The following is a 19,580-nucleotide window of genomic DNA, read 5'->3' as shown; positions in this document are numbered from 1 at the left end:
GAAAAGGTGCCGGGTGAACCGCCCTAAAACGTGGCGGAAAATCAGGAAGAGGTTAAAATGAACAAATCCGTATTTTTTGGTGCGCTAACAGTAGCCGGCCTTGCGGCTGGCGCAGCTGCTGCGTCCACGCTTGACGATGTCAAAGCGCGCGGCAAGCTGAACTGCGGCGTTACCACCGGTCTGGCTGGCTTTGCGGCCCCCAACGCCAATGGTGAATGGGAAGGCTTTGACGTGGCGGTATGCCGCGCCGTTGCCGCTGCTGTACTGGGCGACCCCGCAGCTGTCGAATTCATCCCCACAACCGGCAAAACACGCTTTACCGCGCTGGCTTCGGGCGAGATCGATTTCCTCGCACGTAACACCACATGGACCTTCAGCCGCGATGTCGACCTCAAGTTCGACTTCATCGGCGTGAACTACTATGACGGTCAGGGCTTCATGGTTCCGAAAGAGCTTGGCGTTTCCTCTGCCAAGGATCTGGATGGCGCGACTGTCTGCATCCAAACCGGCACCACGACCGAGCTGAACCTCGCGGACTTCTTCCGCAACAACAACATCAGCTACGAGCCCGTTCCTGTTGAAACAAACGCCGAAGGCCAACAGCAGTATCTGGCCGGTGCGTGCGACACCTATACTACCGACGCATCCGGTCTGGCCGCGACACGCGCGACCTTTGAAAACCCAGGTGAGCACATCATCCTGCCCGAAATCATCTCCAAAGAGCCTCTGGGCCCGCTTGTTCGCCATGGCGACAACGACTGGGGCGATGTAACCCGCTGGGTTCTCTACGCTCTGATCGCAGCTGAAGAGCTGGGTGTCACATCGGCAAACGTCGAAGAGATGACAACAAACACCACAAACCCAGAAGTTGCCCGTCTGCTTGGCACCGAAGGTACTTTGGGTGAAATGCTGGGTCTGGAAGCTGACTGGGCGAAGAAAGCTATCGCGTCGCAAGGTAACTACGGCGAAATCTTTGCCAAGAACATCGGCGAAGAAACACCAATCGGTCTTGCCCGTGGCCTGAACGCTCAGTGGACAGACGGCGGCCTGATGTACGCGCCTCCTTTCCGCTAAACACATCCGTCGAGGGGCGCGGAGCAATTCCGCGCCCTTTGCGCCTATACGACGCAAAAATAAAACCCGGCCCGCGACACCGAATGGTGCGTGAAAAACAGGTCCGGCACACAGGGAAAATCTGATGACGACAATGTCCGACCCTCAACAGGGCTCGTTCCGGCTGTCGATGTTGCTTAACGACACCCGCTATAGATCCTACACCTTCCAGTTTATCGCGCTGATACTGCTTATCGCATTGATGTCGTTTCTGGGCATTAACCTGGTACGAAATCTGGCAGAGGCCGGATTGAACATCTCTTACGGGTTTTTGAACGTGCCAGCCGGCTACGATATCAACCAATCCTTAATCGATTATAACAGCCAGTCATCGAATCTGCGTGCCGCAATGGTCGGTATCATCAACACACTTCTTGTTGCGTTTCTGGCCTGTGTCACTGCGACAATTCTGGGTGTGATCGCCGGTGTGGCACGCCTGTCCAAGAACTGGCTCGTGTCCAAACTGATGTCGGTCTACGTCGAGATTTTCCGGAATATTCCGGTGCTGATCTGGATCCTGATGATCTACACCTTGATGACGGCCGTTTTGCCCGCGCCCAACAAGTTCCGCGGTGACAACGCCACGTCGAGCATGCTTTTCGACGCCTTCGCCTTCACCAACCGCGGCATCTACATTCCCGCACCGGTTTGGGGCCCGGGGTCTATGATCGTGGTTGCGACCTTTGTGCTGTCGATCATCGCCGCGATTATCTATCGCCGGTATGCGGTTAGCCTTCTGTTCCGTACGGGCAAGCTGCTGCCTATGGGATGGCCCACTGTCGCGATCTTGCTGGTGCCGACGATTGTGATGTTCTTCATCATGGGCAGCCCCATCGCATTGGATTACCCCGAGCTTAAGGGCTTTAACTTCCGTGGTGGTCTGCAGATCGGCGCGCCGCTGATCGCTTTGTGGTTGGCTTTGTCCGTATACACCGGTGCCTTCATCGCCGAAAACGTGCGTGCAGGTATTCAGGCGATCTCAAAAGGGCAGACCGAAGCTGCGTCGTCGCTGGGCTTGCGCCCGAAGCGGGTCATGAACCTTGTGGTTCTGCCGCAGGCGTTGCGCGTGATCATTCCGCCGCTGATTTCGCAATACCTCAACATCACCAAGAACTCGTCGCTCGCGATTGCCGTCGGGTATGCCGATATCACTGCGACACTGGGGGGGATCACATTGAACCAGACCGGCCGTGCGATCGAATGCGTGCTTTTGCTGATGCTGTTCTATCTCACGATATCGCTGTCGATCTCTGCGATCATGAACGTTTACAACAACTCTGTCAGCTTGAAGGAGCGGTAAGATGTCAGATACACACGCCGCCTCCGTCCCTTATGTGCGGGACACCATGTTGCCACAGCACGCGCCCCCGCCAACCGCGCAGGGGCCTGTAAAATGGGTCCGCGAAAGCCTGTTTTCGTCGATCCCTTACACCATTCTCACGCTCGCAGCGCTTTACGTTATCTACCTGATCCTTTCCGGCTTCCTTCCTTGGTTGCTGGGCGGCGTTTGGACGACATCCAACATTCGCGAGTGTCGCGAAGTATTGGACGGTGTCCAAGCCGGCTGTTTCTCGGTGCTGACAGAACGCTGGAACCAACTGTTGTTTGGTATCGCCTATCCGCAGGACGGCTACTGGCGCCCGACATTGGCATTCGTGCTCCTGTTCGTCGCTGTGTCACCGGTGCTGTTTAGCAATCTGCCACGTGGGCTCATCCTTTTTACCGTCATCTATCCTTTCATCGCCTTTTGGTTGATCTGGGGCGGTTCCCTTTTGGTGCCATTGTCGGCGTTGCTGGCCGTTGTGGTTGGCTATGTGGTCTACAGCAGAATCGTTAAGACAAGCTTTGCAGGCGGCCTTTTCGCGGGTCTCATCGCAGGCATCGTGACGTGGTTTATCTGCGGCTTCATTACGCCAAGCCTATCCGGCGTACTCGCGCTGGAACCGGTCGCCTCGCGGAACATGGGGGGCTTTATGCTCAACATGATCTTGGGCGTGATCTGCGTGTCTTTGTCCTTGCCGATGGGCATTCTGCTTGCACTGGGTCGTCAATCGAGCTTGCCGATCATCAAACTGATCTGCGTTGTTTTCATTGAGTTTATCCGAGGGGTGCCTCTGATTACGTTGCTTTTTGTTGCCAACGTAGTCCTGGCTTACTTCCTGCCACCGGGCACAAACTTCGACCTGATCCTGCGTGTTATCATCATGATCACCATGTTCGCGTCGGCCTATATCGCCGAGGTGATCAGGGGCGGGTTAGCAGCCTTGCCACGTGGTCAATACGAGGCCGCAGACAGCTTGGGCCTTGATTATGCGCAGGCCATGCGCCTGATTATTTTGCCCCAAGCCTTGAAAATCTCGATCCCAGGGATCGTTAACGTGGCCGTCGGGCTGTTCAAGGATACTACGCTGGTGTCGATTATTTCGATGTTCGACCTGGTTGGGATGATCCGCGGGCCGATCCTAGCGTCGACTGACTGGAACGGCGTTTACTGGGAACTTTGGGGCTTTGCCGCCTTGCTCTTCTTCGTCGTCTGCTACGGCATCTCGCAATATTCACAATGGCTGGAACGTCAACTCCAGACCGACCACCATTAAGGAAAGGCTGTTATTATGGCTGAACAAGCACAAGCGCTGAAAGTCTCGAACGAGGTCGCGATCAGCATCGAGAACATGAACAAGTGGTACGGTACTTTTCACGTACTGCGGGATATTGACCTGACCGTTTACCGTGGTGAACGCATCGTTATTGCCGGACCGTCGGGCTCGGGGAAGTCAACTCTGATCCGCTGTATCAATGCCTTGGAAGAGCATCAGAAAGGCCGGATCGAAGTCGACGGTACGGTGCTGTCTTCGGACGTTAAAAACATCGACAAGATCCGCTCCGAAGTCGGGATGTGTTTCCAGCACTTCAACCTTTTCCCGCACTTGACGATCCTCGAAAACTGCACGCTTGCTCCGATCTGGGTGCGAAAAACACCTAAGAAGGAAGCCGAGGAAATCGCGATGCATTTCCTTGAGAAGGTTAAGATCCCGGATCAGGCGGACAAGTACCCAGGTCAGCTTTCTGGTGGCCAGCAGCAACGCGTGGCGATCGCGCGCAGCCTGTGTATGCGTCCGCGTATCATGTTGTTTGACGAACCGACCTCAGCCTTGGATCCGGAGATGATCAAAGAGGTTCTGGACACGATGGTCGAACTGGCCGAGGAAGGCATGACGATGCTCTGCGTGACGCACGAGATGGGCTTTGCCCGTCAGGTGGCAAACCGCGTCATCTTTATGGATGAAGGCCAGATCGTCGAACAGAACGAACCTGAAGAGTTCTTCAACAACCCCCAAAGCCCGAGGACCAAGCTCTTCCTCAGTCAGATTTTGGGCCACTAAGTTTCAAGGGCGGGGATTTCCCCGCCCTTTTTTATTGGGCAAGCATCCGTGGCGTCATGTACGCCTGTACGTCGCCGCTGTGCCAGTGCACACCCCTCCAGTCGTCCACTTCGAATGACATCACCATTGTCGCACCCGGTGGGGTTCCGGCTGCAAGATGAGCTGTGGCACCCACACGGGGCAGGAGGTGCGCCATCTCTGCCACGCCGGGGTTATGCGCAAGAACTAAAACTGTGGACCCTTCAGCGCCCTGTATGGCCGCCATCAGCCGTTCTGTATCTGCTAGATAAAGACGGTCTGTGAAGATTCGTTTAACAGCGGAGGGAATTTCCAAAAATTCGAGCGTTTCCGACGTTCGCCGAGATGCAGAGCATAGCACAAGATCAGGTCTGTAGTCTTCGGCGTCGAGCCATTGCCCGATTGCATGTGCGTCTTGCCGACCTTTGTCATCCAAAGGCCGGTCAAAGTCCATTGCGATCCCCGCCGGCCAACCTGCTTTTGCATGGCGCATCAGAATAAGGCGTCTCATCAACGTTTCCTTAATGTATCGGCCGCATAAACGAGAAGCTCAGACAGCCGGAAACAGGGGAGGGTGCAATATGCAGTAATTTATAAAGTGGTTGTTACTGGCCGCGGATAATGCTGCCTGCACCATGTTCGGTGAAAAGCTCCAACAAGCAGGCGTTAGGGGCTCTCCCGTCCAAAATCACCGCTGCGCGCACGCCACCGTCGATCGCATCAAGCGCAGTTTGCGTTTTGGGTATCATACCACCGGCAATCGTTCCGTCTGCCACCATCTCGCGTATCTGGCTCGCTGTTAGCTCCGTCAGCACGTCGCCTTCGGCATTCTTCACGCCTGCAACGTCGGTAAGCAGCAGCAAGCGGTCTGCCTTCAGCGCAGCTGCAATCGCGCCCGCCGCAGTATCGCCGTTGATGTTAAATGTTTCGCCGTTGCGGCCCATGCCAAGGGGCGCAATCACCGGGATAATACCTTTGTCGGCTAGATCGCGTAGCAAACGGGGGTTTACTTCGGTCGGTGCGCCAACCAACCCCAGCTCTGGGTCCTCTTGGTCACAGATAATTAGGCCGCTATCCTTGCCAGACACACCGACGCAACGCCCACCCTGTGCCGTGATCGCTTGCACAATGCGGGCGTTCACAAGGCCCGACAGAACCATCTCAACGATTTCCATCGTAGCAGCGTCGGTCACCCGTTTGCCGTTTACGAATTCGGACTTGATGTTCAGCCGGCCGAGCATGTCGTTGATCATCGGGCCGCCGCCGTGAATGATGACGGGGTTCACGCCGACCTGGCGCATAAGTGCTACGTCGCGCGCGAACTCTTCCATCGCATCGTCGCTGCCCATGGCGTGACCGCCCAGCTTGATAACAACGGTAGCGTCAGCGTAACGCTGCAAGTAGGGGAGCGCTTGGCTCAAGGTGCGTGCGGTGGCGATCCAGTCGCGATTCATGTCTTGTTTTCTCATTCTCTGCCTCGGTAAACGCCGAAGTGCTCGTCACTCCAACGTCGCGATAATGGCACGGAGCGTAGGGATGCCCCAGCCCTTTTCAGAAGACGTAACCACGATTTCGGGGTAGGCGGCTGGGTGCTTGGCAAGCGCACCGCGGACCTGATCCAGAACCTTCTGACGCTCAGCTTCTTTAACCTTGTCGGCTTTCGTGAGGACACATTGAAAAGTCACGGCTGAGCTATCCAGCAAGGACATGATTTCGTCATCGACCTTCTTAACGCCATGCCGCGCGTCGATCAGCACAAACGCCCGGCGGAGCGTTTGCCGACCTGAAAGGTACTGTTTCAGCAACCGTTGCCATTTTTCGACGACGGGTAGAGGAGCGTTTGCATAGCCATACCCGGGCAAATCGACGAGGTAGTGATCGTCGGCCGCGGTAAAATAGTTGATCTCTTGCGTGCGCCCCGGCGTGTTGGACGCCCTTGCCAGCGCTTTTGTGCCCGTCAAGGCATTGATCAAAGTCGATTTACCAACGTTTGATCGCCCTGCGAAACACACCTCCATCCGGTCGGCGGGTGGCAGGCCGTCCATCGCGACAACGCCTTTCACAAACAGCGTTTCGCCTGCAAATAGCATGCGGCCTTTTTCGGCTGCATAGGCATCAGGCTCTTCGGCGATGCTAAATTGGACTTGCATGAGTTAAAGTACCTTTACCTGGTCGCTAAGTGCGACGGAGCCTGTGTGAATGACCTTAGCGTATACGCGGAAATCTTGGTGACCCCAAGTGCTCAATACGCGCAATATGTCGATGTCGCGCTCGCCGTTGTGTCGATTCGCGGTGGTCGCTTGGCACCGCTTGGTGGGGTCCCGTACACGTAGGACAGTTTCGCCACGTGACACGTCGTTCCCGACCCAATCAAGCTCGCTCCATGGTGTTGCGGTATCAAACCAAATGGTGCTTTTGACCCGGTGCTCAAATTTGCACAATGCGCCCATTCGTTCCCATCTAGACGCGCCGCGCCATGCGCCACCGCCCAGGTCTGGTTCCACGGCATCGACTGCCCCGTGGAGGGCGCTTTATGATCCAGCTCTTCGCGACCGTGGCTTTTGAGCGGGTGGCGATAGAGCTGGGTCACCGTTGTCATTATTTCGGATCACCCTTCCGTCCGAATTTCATGCTGCCTTTAATATTCCCTAGGATATCAGGCTTATAGCCCTGGCTGCGCATGATCAGGTACTGCTGCGTAAAGGTAATCGTGTTGTTTGCGATCCAGTAGACGACGAGGCCAGATGCGAAACCGCCAAGCATGAACATAAAGACCCATGGCATCCACGCAAAGATCATCTGCTGCGTGGGATCCGTAGGGGCCGGGTTCAGTTTCTGCTGCAGGAACATCGAAATACCCAGCAGCAGCGGTAGGATCCCGATAAAGACCAATGCAAGAACGGTCCCTGCTTCGGGCGCAGCCCATGGCAGCAGTCCATAGAAGTTGAAGATAGATGTCGGGTCTGGGGCGCTCAAATCCTGAAACGGGCCGAAGAAGGGCGCGTGGCGCAGTTCCAACGTGACGAAGATCACTTTGTAGAGGGAAAAGAAAATCGGGATTTGCATCAAAATCGGCAGACAGCCGGCGGCTGGATTCACTTTCTCGCGTTTATATAGCTCCATCATGCCCTGTTGAAGCTTTTGACGGTCGTCGCCTGCGTCCTTTTTCAGCTTCTCCATCTGTGGCTGAAGCTCTTTCATCTTCGCCATCGAAACGTAGGATTTATACGCAAGTGGGAAGAGCAGAGCTTTGATCAGCAACGTCAGGCCGATGATCGCGACACCCATGTTGCCGATCAGCAGGTTTAGATGGTGAAGTACCCAAAAGATCGGTTTGGTCAGGAAAAAGAACCAGCCCCAATCGATGGAGTCGATAAACTTGTACACGCCTTGCGCCTCATAGTCGCGCAGAATTTCCCATTCTTTGGCACCGGCGAACAACTGGGTGGTGACCGTTGCTGTCTGCCCGCTTGCGACAGTTTGCGTCGGCATCACGGATTCGGTTTGAAAAATCTCAGTGCGTGGCAGGTACTTGACTGACAAGCGCGTTGGCTGTGCCGGATCCGGGATCAGGTTGGTCATGAAATAATGCCCGGTGAAGCCGATCCAGCCGTTGGTTACACCGTCAATACGTTTGGATGGCACGCCGTTCACGACATCCAGCTCGGGAATGTCATCCCAAGCGGTCTCAAGCAGTTCACCATTGTTCATGGCGACAAGGCCCTCGTGCAGAATGAAGAAATTCTGCGCGTCGCTTGGAATACCGTGGCGTGCAATTAGCCCGTAAGGTGCAAGCGAAACTGAGTTTTCGGAAGTGTTCTCAACCTTCTGTTCGATCTTGAACATATAATTTTCGTCGATTGAGATGGTGCGTGAGAAAAGCTGACCGGCGTCGTTGTCCCAAGTGAGCGTGACCGGGGTTTCGACTGACAGCGTTTCACCTTGGCTAAGCGTCCAAAGGGTGTTTGGTCCTGGAACTTGTTCAGGGGCAATCCCCGCACCTGGAGCCCAGCCGTATAGCGCATAGTATGCGTCGGGTGTGCCTGCAGGTGATAGCAAGCTTACGATGGGAGCATCGTCTTCGATAGTTGTGTTGTAATCCTTCAAATGAAGGTCATCGACTCGCCCCCCTAGCAGTGAGATTGAGCCGGAAATGCGAGCCGTTTCAACGGGAATACGCGGCGCTTCTTCGAGAGCTGCCGTTGCCTCGTCCGATGCGTCGGTCACATTGTCGGCGGCACCGGCACTTGAAGGGACAACAGCTTCTGTCGATGTTGCGTCCGTCACTTGCTGTGTGGCAGCCGGGTCGGTGATGGTTTCGGTTTCCGGAGGCGGAAACAACACGAACCACCCTAGGATGACTATGAAACTTAGAACCGTCGCGAAAATGAGATTCTTGTTTTGATCGTCCATGTGACCGTCACCTGATGCCTGTAATATCAGCGTGGGTTCAACAGAGTAAGGCACCAAAGGTCAAGTAGATTCGCCTTTTCCCCTTTGGTGCACACTGATCTGCCGAAGCCAAACATCAACGAATGGCACCCACCACACTGGGCAGGCGTGTCAGTTTTTGGCTATGTGTATGCATCCAAGTGGTCGCTTCGTGTATCTGCATGGGCGGCGCGATGCCGTCGCCTTGAACATGGTCGCAGCCCAGTTGAGACAATAAGCTATGCTCTCCGGCGGTTCGTATATCACAGGCCAGGGTTTCGACGCCTAAATCCTGAGCCATCGCAACTACCGCTGACAGGATGCGGCGGCGGTTGGGGTGTTTATCAACGTCATTGGTGAGAGACGGTTCGATGATAGCGAGGTCAACGCCGCATTTCTGAATGATCTCAACGCAATGTGGACCGCTGCCAAAACCGTAAAGCGCAATACCGCATCCTAGCGTGCGAAGGTCACGGCATGTGGAAATCAGTGGGTGAGAAGGCGTATGCTGGCAAAGGTGTTGCGGTAGGGCTAGTCGCAAAGTAGCGGGTTTGACGTCGAGACGATCAAGTTCCCATTCCAGTTTTGCCGCCAGCTGCACGTCCTCGACTTGCTCGGTAGAAAGGCTGCATGCGATGATAAGAGGAAAGTGAGACGTTCGTTGCAGGGTTTTGGCCCTGTGCAGCGCGTGAGTCAGATTGCTGAAGTGACTGAAAGGAGTTTCATCCTCTGCAATTTCCGAGGTGCTGACCGGCGCGGCCATGTCGGTGTTCATGCTGGTGTGGCAGGTCGGAACTGCAGAGAATCCGGTGATCATGCCGGAATGGGTGGATATCTGAGGCTGAAATAGAGTTCGAGCGTGCTGCATCGGTTCCCGAGGTGTAGGATCGGTGCCGCCGCTTGGTCGGGCAGTGGCCGTCCTATCCAGGGGGCGCGTTCGCATTGGTTCTGATGGTGTACTACGCCACCTATCTGAAGCCAAATACAGCAAAGGGGGGGCGATAAAGCCGATGATAATTAACCCCTGCCAGCCGAACCAAAGCACGGACAACGCAAACCCCAGCAAGAGCACGAGGCCAGCGGGTAAATGGCGGCGGGTTGTGCTGCGTCTCGAAAGATTGGGTTTAAGATCGTGTTGCAAATGAAGCCTCGGCTGACAGTGTTACCGCCATACCGATAGCCCTTGCCTCTGACCAAAAGATTAATGTTCTGCCTTTGATCTAAAGGATTTGAATTAAACCCTCAGCTTTTCGAGGGTTTACTTGTCTCGACTGAGTCCTGCAAAATCAAACAGGTTCGGATCCAACAGATGCGAAGGGCGTGCGTTCATCAGCGCGCGGAACATCACCTGACGGCGTCCGGGGCTATTCGCCTCCCAGCCGTCTAGAATCGATTTTACCTGCTGGCGTTGCAGACCGTCTTGCGAGCCGCACAAATCACACGGAATGATTGGATAATTCATGGCAGTAGAGAATTTTTCGCAATCGACCTCCGCAACATGGGCGAGGGGGCGGTATAGGAACAGATCGCCTTCTTCGTTCACGAGTTTTGGCGGCATGGTCGCCAAGCGCCCGCCATGAAACAGGTTCATGAAAAACGTCTCTAGAATATCATCACGGTGGTGGCCTAGGACAACAGCGGTACATCCTTCTTCGCGTGCGATGCGATAGAGGTGCCCCCGACGAAGCCTACTGCACAACGCACAGAATGTGCGGCCGGCGGGTATTTTATCCATGACGATGGAATAGGTATCTTGGTATTCGATGCGGTGTTTGACACCCATCTTTTCAAGAAACGCGGGCAAGACCGTGGCGGGGAAATTGGGCTGGCCTTGATCGAGGTTGCAAGCGACCAGTTCGACGGGCAGAAGACCGCGCCATTGGAGCTCGTGCAAGATGGCCAGCAGGGTGTAGCTATCTTTGCCCCCGGACATGCAAACCAGCCATTTGCCGCCGGGTTCGATCATCCCGTATTGCTCAATCGCCTCGCGCGTTTGTCGCACAAGACGTTTGCGCAGTTTGCGAAACTCGGTGCTTTGGGGGGCACCGTTGAAGAGCGGGTGAATTTCTTCGGGATGATCAAGCATGGGCTTGGCTTAGTGCAACTGGGTTTGCCGATCAAGCGCCAGTGCATGTGTATGGCGGCGATTGGTGATGTAGAGAAAGGAGAGAAGCGGAAGGGCTAGTCCGGTACGTTGTCGATGCCGCTATCGCCCCAAGGGTGGCAGCGCGCGATGCGCCGCAAGGTGAGCCAGCCGCCCTTGATGCCGCCATGTTTAGCAAGTGCTTCCAGCGCATATGCGCTGCATGTCGGGTGGTATCGGCAGTTGTGGCCAACCCAGGGGCTGAAGACGAGGCGATACCCTTTCACAGGCAGCGCCAAAACGCGCGCCAAAGGGGTCACTTTTTTGAACCAGAGCGTTGCTTGCCGTGGAGGATCCCCAAGGCTTTGGTGAAATCCGACTGCAATTTGTCAAAAGGGAGGGATGCCGTGGCATCGCTGCGACCTACGAGGACATAGTCCATACCGTCGCGTCCCTCGTGAGGGAGCGTCAGGCGTGCGACTTCGCGTAGACGTCGTTTGGCCCGATTGCGCGCGACGGCGTTGCCCACTTTTTTAGAGCAGGTGAACCCAACCCGTATGCCATCGGCTTCGCCCGCTGCGCGTTTACGCATCTGCAGGATGAAACCGGGCATGGCGACCCGAGGGGCGCGGGACGCCCGTTGAAAGTCGGGGCGATTTTTGAGCGTTTGCACACGTAAAGAAACCGCCGGAAGCGTTTCCTCTGGTGTGGCGATGCTGCCATCCATAGGTGCCTCCGACGGTGTCATATCTTTTTGAAACCGAGGTCGCGTATTACGCGCTCAGTTCCTTCCGGCCTTGTGCACGGCGCGCGTTGATGATCTTGCGACCCGCTTTGGTTGCCATGCGTGCGCGGAAACCGTGGCGCCGCTTGCGCACAAGGTTTGAAGGTTGATAGGTGCGTTTCATCGCTCCGACTCCACTTTATACTTTAGCACGCGACCAGATTCGGCGCGTCACTGTCATTTCAAGCCCTGCTCCTAAAGCTGCAGCACGGGCAAGTCAAACCCTTGGTGCCGTTATTTCGGCCTTTGCAACAAATTAAGCCAGCTTATCTGCGCAATGTTACAGTTTTCTTGGGAATTGCCGTGACATCGTCATAAAAGCCGCCTTCACATCAACCACACGTGAGCACCCTATCTGACTGGCGATATTTGACCCATCTAATAAGGAGCAACTTATACCCTTTTGAAAGTGACCCGACAATATGTCCGCACAAGCCTCTGAAAAGCCTTCGTGGTTTCGCTACTTGCCCTTTGTGGTCATCTTGGCGGTCGCGGTGATCGGCTATTTCGCCCTGCGCGATTACCTTACCTTCGAGACGCTGCGCGACAACCGCGAGGCGTTGATCGCTTTTCGTGACCAGCACTATGCGCTGACGATCCTCGTTTTTCTGGGCATTTATATCATGATTGTGGGGTTCTCCCTTCCAGGGGCGAGTGTGGCAACAATCACTGGCGGCTTTCTATTCGGGACAGTGTTCGGCGTTCTGGCAAATGTCACCGGCGCGACACTGGGGGCGGTTGTGATCTTCCTTGCCGCGCGTATGGGTCTCGGAGAGACATTGAAGGCGCGCATGGACGCGTCGGAGGGGCTTGTGCGGAAGGTCAAAGCGGGCATTGACGAAAACCAGTGGTCGATGCTTTTCTTCATACGATTGGTGCCCGTGGTGCCCTTCTTTGTGGCGAACCTTATTCCTGCCTTTCTGGGCGTGCCTCTTTATCGCTTTGTGATCTCTACCTTTCTAGGGATCATTCCCGGGTCGCTTGTGTTCACCTCAATCGGTGCTGGGCTGGGTTCCGTTTTTGCACGGGGTGAAACGCCAGACTTCGGCATTATATTCGAACCTCACATCCTGCTTCCCATTCTGGGGCTTTGCGCTTTGTCGGTGCTGCCCGTCGTGTTGAAAGCTGTCACCGGCAAAAAGGAACTTTTGAAATGAACCGCATCAAAACTGACCTGTTGATCATTGGCGCAGGCTCCGGCGGGTTGTCCGTCGCGGCGGGGGCGTCACAAATGGGGGCGGACGTTGTGCTGCTTGAAGGGCACAAGATGGGCGGCGACTGCCTGAACTTTGGTTGCGTGCCGTCGAAGGCGCTGATTGCTACGGGCAAAGCGGCCTATGGGCAGCGGCACAGCGCGGAATATGGCGTGGCCAATGCGGCGGGCGAGGTGGATTACGCCGCTGCAAAAGATCATGTGGCGGACGTGATTGCGCAGATCGCGCCCGTCGATAGTCAGGAACGCTTCGAAGGCTTCGGGGTTAACGTGATCCGGGAGTACGGGCGCTTCATCTCCGAAGACGAAGTGCAGGCCGGAGATACGGTGATCAAGGCGCGGCGCATCGTCATCGCGACGGGATCATCGCCGCTGGTGCCCCCGATTACAGGTCTGGATAAAACGCCATACGAGACGAACGAGACGTTGTTCAATCTGCGCGAGAAGCCCGAGCATCTGCTGATCATCGGTGGCGGGCCGATCGGGATGGAAATGGCGCAGGCCCATATACGCATGGGGTGCAAGGTTACCGTGATCGAGGGAGATAAAGCGCTTTCAAAGGACGACCCCGAACTTGCCGCCATCGTTTTGCAAACGCTCAAGGACGAAGGCATCGAGATTGCAGAAGGCGCGCAAGCTGCTGAAATCCGCGGGGATGTCGGGGCGATAGAGGTGGAAGCAAAAGACGGGCGCGTTTTCAAAGGCTCGCATCTTCTGGTGGCCGTCGGCCGCAAGGCAAACACGGATCGTCTGGACCTGGAAAAGGCGGGGATCGAACCGATCAAGAACGGGATCAAGGTTGACGATTCCCTGCGCACCACCAACCGCAAGGTCTATGCCATTGGCGACGTCGCAGGCGGGATGCAATTTACCCATGTTGCGGGCTATCACGGCGGCGTCGTGATCCGGTCGCTGATGTTCGCCCTGCCTGCCAAGGCGAAGACGGCGCATATCCCTTGGGCCACCTACACCGACCCAGAACTGTCGCAAGTGGGCCTGACCGAGGCGCAAGCCAAAGAGAAATACGGTGACAAGCTGGAGGTCGTGCGCTTTCACTATAACCACAATGATCGCGCCATCGCGGAGCGTAAAACCAAAGGTTTGATCAAGGTCATGGTGGTCAAGGGGCGCCCCGTGGGCGCAAGCATCGTCGGTTACCAAGCAGGAGAGTTGATCAACCTGTGGGCTTTGGCGCTGGCAAATACCATGAAAATGAGCCAGATTGCGTCTATGGTTGCACCTTACCCTACCATCGGCGAAATCAACAAACGTGCGGCGGGGGCGTATTTCAGCCCGCGTCTGTTCGAAAGCGATTTGGTCAAGACTGTCGTTCGACTGGTGCAGCGGTTCATCCCATAAAGCGCGCGCCTATGCTCAAATCCCTCTCCGGCAGGCTTCTTATTCTGACCACCATCTTTGTGATGCTGGCGGAAGTGTTGATCTTTGTGCCCTCTATCGCCCGCTTTCGCGAAGAATACATGATGAACCGGCTGGAGAGAGCGCAGATCGCGTCGCTGACCCTGCTCGCAAGCGATATGATCGACCCCGAGCTTGAGGCAGAGCTGTTGCGCACCGCGCAGGTGTTTAATGTGGTGCTGCGGCGGGACCGTATACGACAGTTGGCACTGTCGTCCCCGATGTCGCAGACGATCAAAGAGACATACGATCTGCGCGATGCCTCCGCATGGGTGTTGATTCGCGATGCGTTTCATCAGCTGGCCGAAACAGAGCCGGGGGTGATCCGCGTGATCGGTGCCCCGGTGCAGGATGCGGGTCTGCTGATCGAAATCACGATGGAGGCAGGCTCCTTACGGACGGCCATGATTGACTATGGTATTCGCATTCTGGTGCTTTCTGCCGCCATCTCGATGATCACGGCGTTTTTGCTGTTTCTGACCATGCGGGCGTTTTTGCTGAAACCGATCAAGGGTGTGGTCGGGCATATGCAGAACTACGCGCTTGCCCCCGAGGATGCGCGACGAATCATTTCGCCTTCTGCTGGTGTGACAGAGGTGCGAGAGGCCGAGGAAGCTTTGATGAAGCTTGAAACCGAACTGACCCAAGCCCTGCGCCAGAAAGAGCGTCTGGCGCAGCTGGGGCAGGCGGTGAGCAAGATCAGCCACGATCTGCGTAACATACTGACATCGGCACAGTTGTTTACCGACCGGATCGAAATGTCCGAGGATCCGACGGTCAAACGCATGGCCCCCAAGCTGGTCAGCTCAATCACCCGCGCCGTGCACCTGTGCGAATCCACGCTTGCCTTTGGCCGCGCGGAAGAGCCAAGCCCGACGCTGACGGTCACGCCACTGTTGCGCATCGTTGATGACGTCGTTGATAGCGAGCGGCTGGCGATCAACGGGGCGGATCTGACGTTCACCTGCGACGTGCCGCAAGATTTGCACGTGCGCGCCGATCCGGAGCATTTGTTCAGGGTCTTGGCGAATCTTGTGCGCAACGCGCGACAGGCGATCATCGCTACGGGTAAATCCGGCGAAATCATCGTTGCTGCCAGTGAACAGGCCGGCGACTGGGTGATCCGCGTCAGCGACAACGGCCCCGGCCTTCCCCCCAAGGCGCGGGAGCATCTGTTTACTGCGTTCAAGGGCGGTGCGCGCAAGGGGGGCTCCGGTCTGGGCCTTGCCATCGCGGCAGAGCTGGTGCGCGGTCACGGTGGGACGCTCAAACTGTCAGAGACAAGCGCGTCGGGCACGGTTTTCATTGTGACATTGCCCAAGGGCGACGGGTCTTTCTAATTTGTTTGAAGAAAATTCACGTTAGGCAAAAGAAGGGGTTGCAAACCCCCGCGCCCAGAACTAAACCCCGCCTTAACGGACCGATAGCTCAGCTGGATAGAGTACCTGACTACGAATCAGGGGGTCGGGGGTTCGAATCCTCCTCGGTCCGCCACTTTCAAACATCGTTAGATTTTGAACTTGGCGGCACAACCGTCCGCAATTTTCATAATCAAATTGATAACCCTGCACGCATGATCGCGCGCTGGGCTGTTTGTGTTTAATCGTTTGATTTTATGGGGGTATGGCCCCTCGGGGCGAGGTAACCCGCGCGGGTGCAAGGGCGCGCGGGTTGTTGGTGTGGGTGCCTCAGGCGGCAGGCTTAGGCGATGGCCTCGTCCCAGCCGGTATCCTGATCCGCCAGTTTGACACGGGTCGGCAGACCGATGGTGTCGAGCAGGGCGAACAGCGGCTTTGGGTCCAGCTCTTCGACGTTCACCATCGTGCCGGTGTCGTAGGTGCCATCGGCAATCAGCATCGCCATCGCCACAGGTGGCACGCCAGCGGTATAGGAAATGCCCTGGCTGCCGACCTCGTTATAGGCGTCCTTGTGGTCGGCGACGTTGTAGACAAACACCTCTACATCCTTGCCGTCCTTGGTGCCTTTGACCAGATCGCCAATGCAGGTCTTGCCAGTATAGTTCGGCGCAAGGGTCGATGGGTCGGGTAGTACGGCTTTGACCACCTTCAGCGGCACGACCTCGAGCCCTTCGGCGGTCACAACGGGCTGTTCAGACAGCAGGCCAAGGTTCTGCAGCACGGTGAAGACATTGATGTAGTGATCACCAAAGCCCATCCAGAAACGCACGTCGGCCTGCGGGTAGTTCGCGGCGAGCGAATGCACCTCGTCATGGCCGGACATATAGGCCTTTTGCTTGCCAACGACGGGCAGATCCCATTCGCGGCCGACCTCGAACATCTTGTTCTCTTGCCACGCGCCTTCCTGCCAGCTGTAGACCGTGCCGGTGAATTCGCGGAAGTTGATCTCGGGGTCGAAGTTGGTCGAGAAATACTTGCCGTGATTGCCCGCGTTGATGTCGACGATGTCGATGGATTTAACGTCGTCCATGAATTCGTCCACGGCGAAACGGGCGAAGGCGTTAACCATACCGGGATCGAAACCTGCCCCCAGAATGGCGGTGGTGTTGGCCTTGGCGCAATCCTCGCGGCGTTTCCATTCGTAGTTGCCGTACCACGGGGGTGTTTCGCAGATTTTGGTCGGGTCTTCGTGAATGGCCGTGTCGATATAGGCGACACCGGTGCGGATGCAGGCTTCGAGCACGGTCATGTTCACGAAGGGCGAGCCGACATTGATCACGATCTGCACGCCGAGGTCGTTGATCAGCGCCTCTACCGCGTCGCTGTCCATCCCGTCGACCGCATGGGCCTTGAATACGCCGTCCTGTTTCATCGCGCCTTTGGCATGCACGCTTTCAATGATCGCTTCGCATTTTGACACGGTGCGGCTGGCGATATGCAGATCGCCCAACACGTCATTATTTTGCGCGCATTTATGCGCCACGACCTGAGCCACGCCACCGGCGCCGATGATAAGAACGTTACGTTTCATGTATTCAGTACACCTCTTGTAAGGGAAGGGTTAGGAGAGGGCGGATTTGAAATCCTCGTAGTCGAATGACCGGACCGATGTGATCGTTCCATCAAGTTCACGAATGGCGATGCCGGGCATCTTGACGCCGTTGAACCAGTTCTTCTTGACCATAGTATAGCCCGCAGCGTCCTGAAACGAAATGCGGTCACCCGGTTTAAGCGGGGCGTCGAACTTGAACTCGCCAAAGATGTCGCCCGCAAGGCAGGATTTGCCGCAGATCATCCAGTCGTGGTCGCCGGTGTTCGGGGCCATTTTGGCGGGCTCGCGGTAGATGAGCAGATCAAGCATATGCGCCTCGATGGAGCTGTCGACGATGGCAAGGTTCTTGCCGTTGTGCAGCGTGTCGAGCACGGTCGTCTCTAGCGTGGCGGCACCGGTAATCGCGGCTTCGCCCGGTTCGAGGTAGACCTGCACGCCATAGGTATCCGACAGGGTTTTCAGCCGCGCGGCCAGACGGTCCAGCGGGTAGCCGTCGCCGGTGAAATGGATGCCACCACCAAGGCTGATCCAGTCCATCCGGTGGATCGTGTCGCCAAAGCGGTCCTCGATCAACGTCAGCATGTCAGCGAAACGGTCAAAATCGTCATTCTCGCAGTTGTTGTGGAACATGAGCCCGGTGATGCGGTCGGCCACGGCGGCGATCTGCGCCGGATCATGTTCGCCCAAACGGCTGAAGGGGCGGGCGGGGTCGGCCAGATCGAATTCCGATGTCGACACACCGGGGTTCACCCGCAGCCCGCGCGTATGCCCTGCCGATGCCACATCGAAACGGTCCAGCTGGCCGATGGAATTGAAGATGATCTTGTCGCTATTGGCCAGCACCTCGGCGATCTCGTCATCGTCATAGGCCACTGAATAGGCGTGGGTTTCGCCGCCGAATTTCTCGTATCCCAGTTTGACCTCATAGAGCGAGGAGGACGTGGACCCATCCATATACTGCGCCATGAAGTCAAAGACCGACCATGTGGCAAAGCATTTCAACGCCAGCAAGGATTTCGCTCCGGATGCCTCGCGCAGCCAGGCGATCTTTTCCATGTTGGCCTGAAGGCGGGATTTGTCGATCAGATAATACGGGGTCTTCATGGCAGATCCTTTACAAAACGACGCAGACGCGGTGCGCGTTCCGATTAGGGGATGTTGCCGTTCAACGCAAACTCTGATGTTTCATGAATGGAGGACGCCGTGCCGGCGTGCGGGGGGCGGCTGGGGCTTAGTTGCTGCGAAAGATGCGCGACTCGCCGATCATCTGTTCCAGCGCCGCGATCCTTTCGGCACTCTGGTCGGAGCTGCGCGATTGCACGTCGGCGACCAGCGCTTCGATCAGAAAGTTAATCGCCAGCGTTGAGTCCCAGCTCGACGGTACCTCGACCATGGCGCGGAAACAGTGGCGGGCGTGTTTTTCGATGGGCGACCCCCAAGCATCGGTGAACAGCACGATGGTCGCGCCTTGCTTGACCGCAAGATCGGCGAGCTTTTCCAGCTCTTTTTCATAGCGGCGGATGTCAAAGACGATCAGCACCGAACCCGCGTCCATATCCAGCAAGGATTGCGGCCATGCACTGGGGGAGGAATCGAGCAGGGTGACCTGCGGCCGGATAATCTGCAGGTGGTTGAAAAAGTAATGCGCGTTGGACCGCGTGATCCGCCCGCCCAGCAGATAGAGCCTGTGCGACGGATCGGAAAGCAGCGCCGCAACCTCGTCGAATTCAGCCAGATCAAGCCGTTCAAGCGTGCGGTTCACATTGCCCGATACCGCCTGAATAAAGCGCGACACCATGTGATCGCTGCTGTCACCGGGGGTGTCGAGCTTGGCCAGCGGCTTTTTCATCCGTGCGCCGATTTCGTCGCGGATGGCGTCCTGCATATCCGAGAAACCGTCGAACCCCAGCTTGCGCGCCAGCCGGATGATGGTGGGCGATGACACCTCGGCCAGCTCGGCCAGCCGTGTGATGGATTGCAGCCCCGTGAGCAACTGGTCGTCCAGCAGAACAGCCGACAGTTTACGCTCTGCCGCCGTTAGCTCGGTCTGCTTTTCTTTCAGCAGATCGCGGACCAGTGCTTTTTTGTGCAACTCATGTTCCTTTCGGTACAGCGCAGATCAGTGTGAAGCAAAGATTACAGAAAAAATCTTGACAGGCTAGAAAATTC

At 56.4% G+C, this 19,580-nt stretch carries 20 protein-coding genes and 1 tRNA gene; 8 read left to right on the top strand and 13 right to left on the bottom strand.

What is annotated here, in order from left to right:
* Positions 1-57 precede the first annotated feature (57 nt).
* The 4 genes from AADW22_RS13880 (at position 58) to AADW22_RS13865 (ending at position 4,496) form a co-directional block, all read left to right on the top strand.
* A complete protein-coding gene (locus AADW22_RS13880) occupies positions 58-1,074 on the top strand; it encodes an amino acid ABC transporter substrate-binding protein (protein ID WP_037944858.1) in 1,017 nt (338 codons plus the stop codon).
* Between the two features lie 124 nt (positions 1,075-1,198).
* Positions 1,199-2,413 carry an amino acid ABC transporter permease gene (locus AADW22_RS13875; protein WP_037944857.1) on the top strand — a complete coding sequence of 405 codons (1,215 nt, stop codon included), beginning with the start codon at positions 1,199-1,201 and terminating at the stop codon, positions 2,411-2,413.
* A gap of 1 nt (position 2,414) precedes the next feature.
* The gene (locus AADW22_RS13870) at positions 2,415-3,710 is read left to right on the top strand and encodes an amino acid ABC transporter permease (protein ID WP_005849768.1); all 1,296 of its coding nucleotides are present in this window, start codon (positions 2,415-2,417) and stop codon (positions 3,708-3,710) included.
* A gap of 15 nt (positions 3,711-3,725) precedes the next feature.
* Complete coding sequence (locus tag AADW22_RS13865; protein WP_005849767.1) at positions 3,726-4,496, top strand: amino acid ABC transporter ATP-binding protein; 771 nt, start codon at positions 3,726-3,728, stop codon at positions 4,494-4,496.
* Between the two features lie 31 nt (positions 4,497-4,527).
* Here the strand turns inward: AADW22_RS13865 and AADW22_RS13860 are convergent, their stop codons facing one another.
* From AADW22_RS13860 to rpmH, 10 genes are all read right to left on the bottom strand, one after another.
* Positions 4,528-5,025: a histidine phosphatase family protein gene (locus AADW22_RS13860; RefSeq protein WP_353628010.1), complete on the bottom strand. Its 498-nt coding sequence runs from the start codon at positions 5,023-5,025 to the stop codon at positions 4,528-4,530.
* 94 nt (positions 5,026-5,119) lie between these two features.
* On the bottom strand, positions 5,120-5,983 hold the full coding sequence (argB, locus tag AADW22_RS13855; RefSeq protein ID WP_174226614.1) for an acetylglutamate kinase: 864 nt from the start codon (positions 5,981-5,983) through the stop codon (positions 5,120-5,122).
* A 30-nt stretch (positions 5,984-6,013) separates the two neighbouring features.
* Entirely contained in the window at positions 6,014-6,664 is a 651-nt protein-coding gene (yihA, locus tag AADW22_RS13850) for a ribosome biogenesis GTP-binding protein YihA/YsxC (protein WP_037944854.1), read from the bottom strand.
* Between the two features lie 3 nt (positions 6,665-6,667).
* Complete coding sequence (locus tag AADW22_RS13845) at positions 6,668-6,964, bottom strand: MOSC domain-containing protein (RefSeq protein WP_407474600.1); 297 nt, start codon at positions 6,962-6,964, stop codon at positions 6,668-6,670.
* Between the two features lie 148 nt (positions 6,965-7,112).
* Positions 7,113-8,927, bottom strand: coding sequence for a membrane protein insertase YidC (gene yidC / locus AADW22_RS13840; RefSeq protein WP_288960297.1), 1,815 nt, complete (start codon positions 8,925-8,927; stop codon positions 7,113-7,115).
* A gap of 115 nt (positions 8,928-9,042) precedes the next feature.
* Positions 9,043-9,813 (bottom strand): EAL domain-containing protein, encoded by a 771-nt coding sequence (locus AADW22_RS13835; protein ID WP_407473927.1) that lies wholly within the window; start codon positions 9,811-9,813, stop codon positions 9,043-9,045.
* A 390-nt stretch (positions 9,814-10,203) separates the two neighbouring features.
* The gene (ttcA, locus tag AADW22_RS13830; protein WP_407473926.1) at positions 10,204-11,031 is read right to left on the bottom strand and encodes a tRNA 2-thiocytidine(32) synthetase TtcA; all 828 of its coding nucleotides are present in this window, start codon (positions 11,029-11,031) and stop codon (positions 10,204-10,206) included.
* A gap of 95 nt (positions 11,032-11,126) precedes the next feature.
* Complete coding sequence (yidD, locus tag AADW22_RS13825) at positions 11,127-11,348, bottom strand: membrane protein insertion efficiency factor YidD (RefSeq protein ID WP_152540662.1); 222 nt, start codon at positions 11,346-11,348, stop codon at positions 11,127-11,129.
* On the bottom strand, positions 11,345-11,755 hold the full coding sequence (gene rnpA / locus AADW22_RS13820; protein ID WP_005849750.1) for a ribonuclease P protein component: 411 nt from the start codon (positions 11,753-11,755) through the stop codon (positions 11,345-11,347). The genes yidD and rnpA overlap by 4 nt, the downstream gene beginning before the upstream one ends.
* Before the next feature lie 46 nt (positions 11,756-11,801).
* Positions 11,802-11,936 carry a 50S ribosomal protein L34 gene (rpmH, locus tag AADW22_RS13815; protein WP_005849748.1) on the bottom strand — a complete coding sequence of 45 codons (135 nt, stop codon included), beginning with the start codon at positions 11,934-11,936 and terminating at the stop codon, positions 11,802-11,804.
* Positions 11,937-12,234: 298 nt separating this feature from the next.
* Between rpmH and AADW22_RS13810 the strand changes: the two genes are divergently transcribed.
* From AADW22_RS13810 to AADW22_RS13795, 4 genes are all read left to right on the top strand, one after another.
* A complete protein-coding gene (locus tag AADW22_RS13810) occupies positions 12,235-12,969 on the top strand; it encodes a TVP38/TMEM64 family protein (RefSeq protein ID WP_064215823.1) in 735 nt (244 codons plus the stop codon).
* Positions 12,966-14,384, top strand: a complete 1,419-nt coding sequence (locus tag AADW22_RS13805) for a dihydrolipoyl dehydrogenase family protein (protein ID WP_407473925.1) — start codon at positions 12,966-12,968, stop codon at positions 14,382-14,384. Before AADW22_RS13810 ends, AADW22_RS13805 begins: the two co-directional genes overlap by 4 nt.
* An 11-nt stretch (positions 14,385-14,395) precedes the next feature.
* The gene (locus AADW22_RS13800; protein ID WP_037944838.1) at positions 14,396-15,781 is read left to right on the top strand and encodes a HAMP domain-containing sensor histidine kinase; all 1,386 of its coding nucleotides are present in this window, start codon (positions 14,396-14,398) and stop codon (positions 15,779-15,781) included.
* 77 nt (positions 15,782-15,858) lie between these two features.
* A tRNA-Arg gene (locus AADW22_RS13795) sits at positions 15,859-15,935 on the top strand.
* A 207-nt stretch (positions 15,936-16,142) separates the two neighbouring features.
* On the opposite strand, the gene AADW22_RS13790 is transcribed toward AADW22_RS13795, so the two are convergent.
* The 3 genes from AADW22_RS13790 to AADW22_RS13780 form a co-directional block, all read right to left on the bottom strand.
* Entirely contained in the window at positions 16,143-17,390 is a 1,248-nt protein-coding gene (locus AADW22_RS13790; protein WP_348000931.1) for a saccharopine dehydrogenase family protein, read from the bottom strand.
* A gap of 30 nt (positions 17,391-17,420) precedes the next feature.
* Entirely contained in the window at positions 17,421-18,515 is a 1,095-nt protein-coding gene (locus AADW22_RS13785; protein WP_407473924.1) for a carboxynorspermidine decarboxylase, read from the bottom strand.
* A gap of 127 nt (positions 18,516-18,642) precedes the next feature.
* Positions 18,643-19,503, bottom strand: a complete 861-nt coding sequence (locus AADW22_RS13780; protein WP_005849734.1) for a MurR/RpiR family transcriptional regulator — start codon at positions 19,501-19,503, stop codon at positions 18,643-18,645.
* Positions 19,504-19,580 lie beyond the last annotated feature (77 nt).

The sequence above is a fragment of the Sulfitobacter sp. PM12 genome (assembly GCF_045586035.1).
Classification (GTDB): domain Bacteria; phylum Pseudomonadota; class Alphaproteobacteria; order Rhodobacterales; family Rhodobacteraceae; genus Sulfitobacter; species Sulfitobacter pontiacus.
This window is presented reverse-complemented; position numbering and strand designations above follow the sequence as displayed.

What these genes read in the sequence shown, in the direction of transcription:
- AADW22_RS13810 (WP_064215823.1), top strand. Translation starts at nt 12,235, where the DNA reads ATGTCCGCACAAGCCTCTGAAAAGCCTTCGTGGTTTCGCTACTTGCCC.
- AADW22_RS13880 (WP_037944858.1), top strand. Translation starts at nt 58, where the DNA reads ATGAACAAATCCGTATTTTTTGGTGCGCTAACAGTAGCCGGCCTTGCG.
- ttcA (WP_407473926.1), bottom strand. Translation starts at nt 11,031, where the DNA reads ATGCTTGATCATCCCGAAGAAATTCACCCGCTCTTCAACGGTGCCCCC.
- AADW22_RS13865 (WP_005849767.1), top strand. Translation starts at nt 3,726, where the DNA reads ATGGCTGAACAAGCACAAGCGCTGAAAGTCTCGAACGAGGTCGCGATC.
- argB (WP_174226614.1), bottom strand. Translation starts at nt 5,983, where the DNA reads ATGAGAAAACAAGACATGAATCGCGACTGGATCGCCACCGCACGCACC.
- AADW22_RS13805 (WP_407473925.1), top strand. Translation starts at nt 12,966, where the DNA reads ATGAACCGCATCAAAACTGACCTGTTGATCATTGGCGCAGGCTCCGGC.
- AADW22_RS13845 (WP_407474600.1), bottom strand. Translation starts at nt 6,964, where the DNA reads ATGGGCGCATTGTGCAAATTTGAGCACCGGGTCAAAAGCACCATTTGG.
- AADW22_RS13835 (WP_407473927.1), bottom strand. Translation starts at nt 9,813, where the DNA reads ATGCAGCACGCTCGAACTCTATTTCAGCCTCAGATATCCACCCATTCC.
- AADW22_RS13800 (WP_037944838.1), top strand. Translation starts at nt 14,396, where the DNA reads ATGCTCAAATCCCTCTCCGGCAGGCTTCTTATTCTGACCACCATCTTT.
- AADW22_RS13870 (WP_005849768.1), top strand. Translation starts at nt 2,415, where the DNA reads ATGTCAGATACACACGCCGCCTCCGTCCCTTATGTGCGGGACACCATG.
- rnpA (WP_005849750.1), bottom strand. Translation starts at nt 11,755, where the DNA reads ATGGATGGCAGCATCGCCACACCAGAGGAAACGCTTCCGGCGGTTTCT.
- AADW22_RS13860 (WP_353628010.1), bottom strand. Translation starts at nt 5,025, where the DNA reads ATGAGACGCCTTATTCTGATGCGCCATGCAAAAGCAGGTTGGCCGGCG.
- AADW22_RS13785 (WP_407473924.1), bottom strand. Translation starts at nt 18,515, where the DNA reads ATGAAGACCCCGTATTATCTGATCGACAAATCCCGCCTTCAGGCCAAC.
- yihA (WP_037944854.1), bottom strand. Translation starts at nt 6,664, where the DNA reads ATGCAAGTCCAATTTAGCATCGCCGAAGAGCCTGATGCCTATGCAGCC.
- rpmH (WP_005849748.1), bottom strand. Translation starts at nt 11,936, where the DNA reads ATGAAACGCACCTATCAACCTTCAAACCTTGTGCGCAAGCGGCGCCAC.
- AADW22_RS13875 (WP_037944857.1), top strand. Translation starts at nt 1,199, where the DNA reads ATGACGACAATGTCCGACCCTCAACAGGGCTCGTTCCGGCTGTCGATG.
- yidC (WP_288960297.1), bottom strand. Translation starts at nt 8,927, where the DNA reads ATGGACGATCAAAACAAGAATCTCATTTTCGCGACGGTTCTAAGTTTC.
- AADW22_RS13790 (WP_348000931.1), bottom strand. Translation starts at nt 17,390, where the DNA reads ATGAAACGTAACGTTCTTATCATCGGCGCCGGTGGCGTGGCTCAGGTC.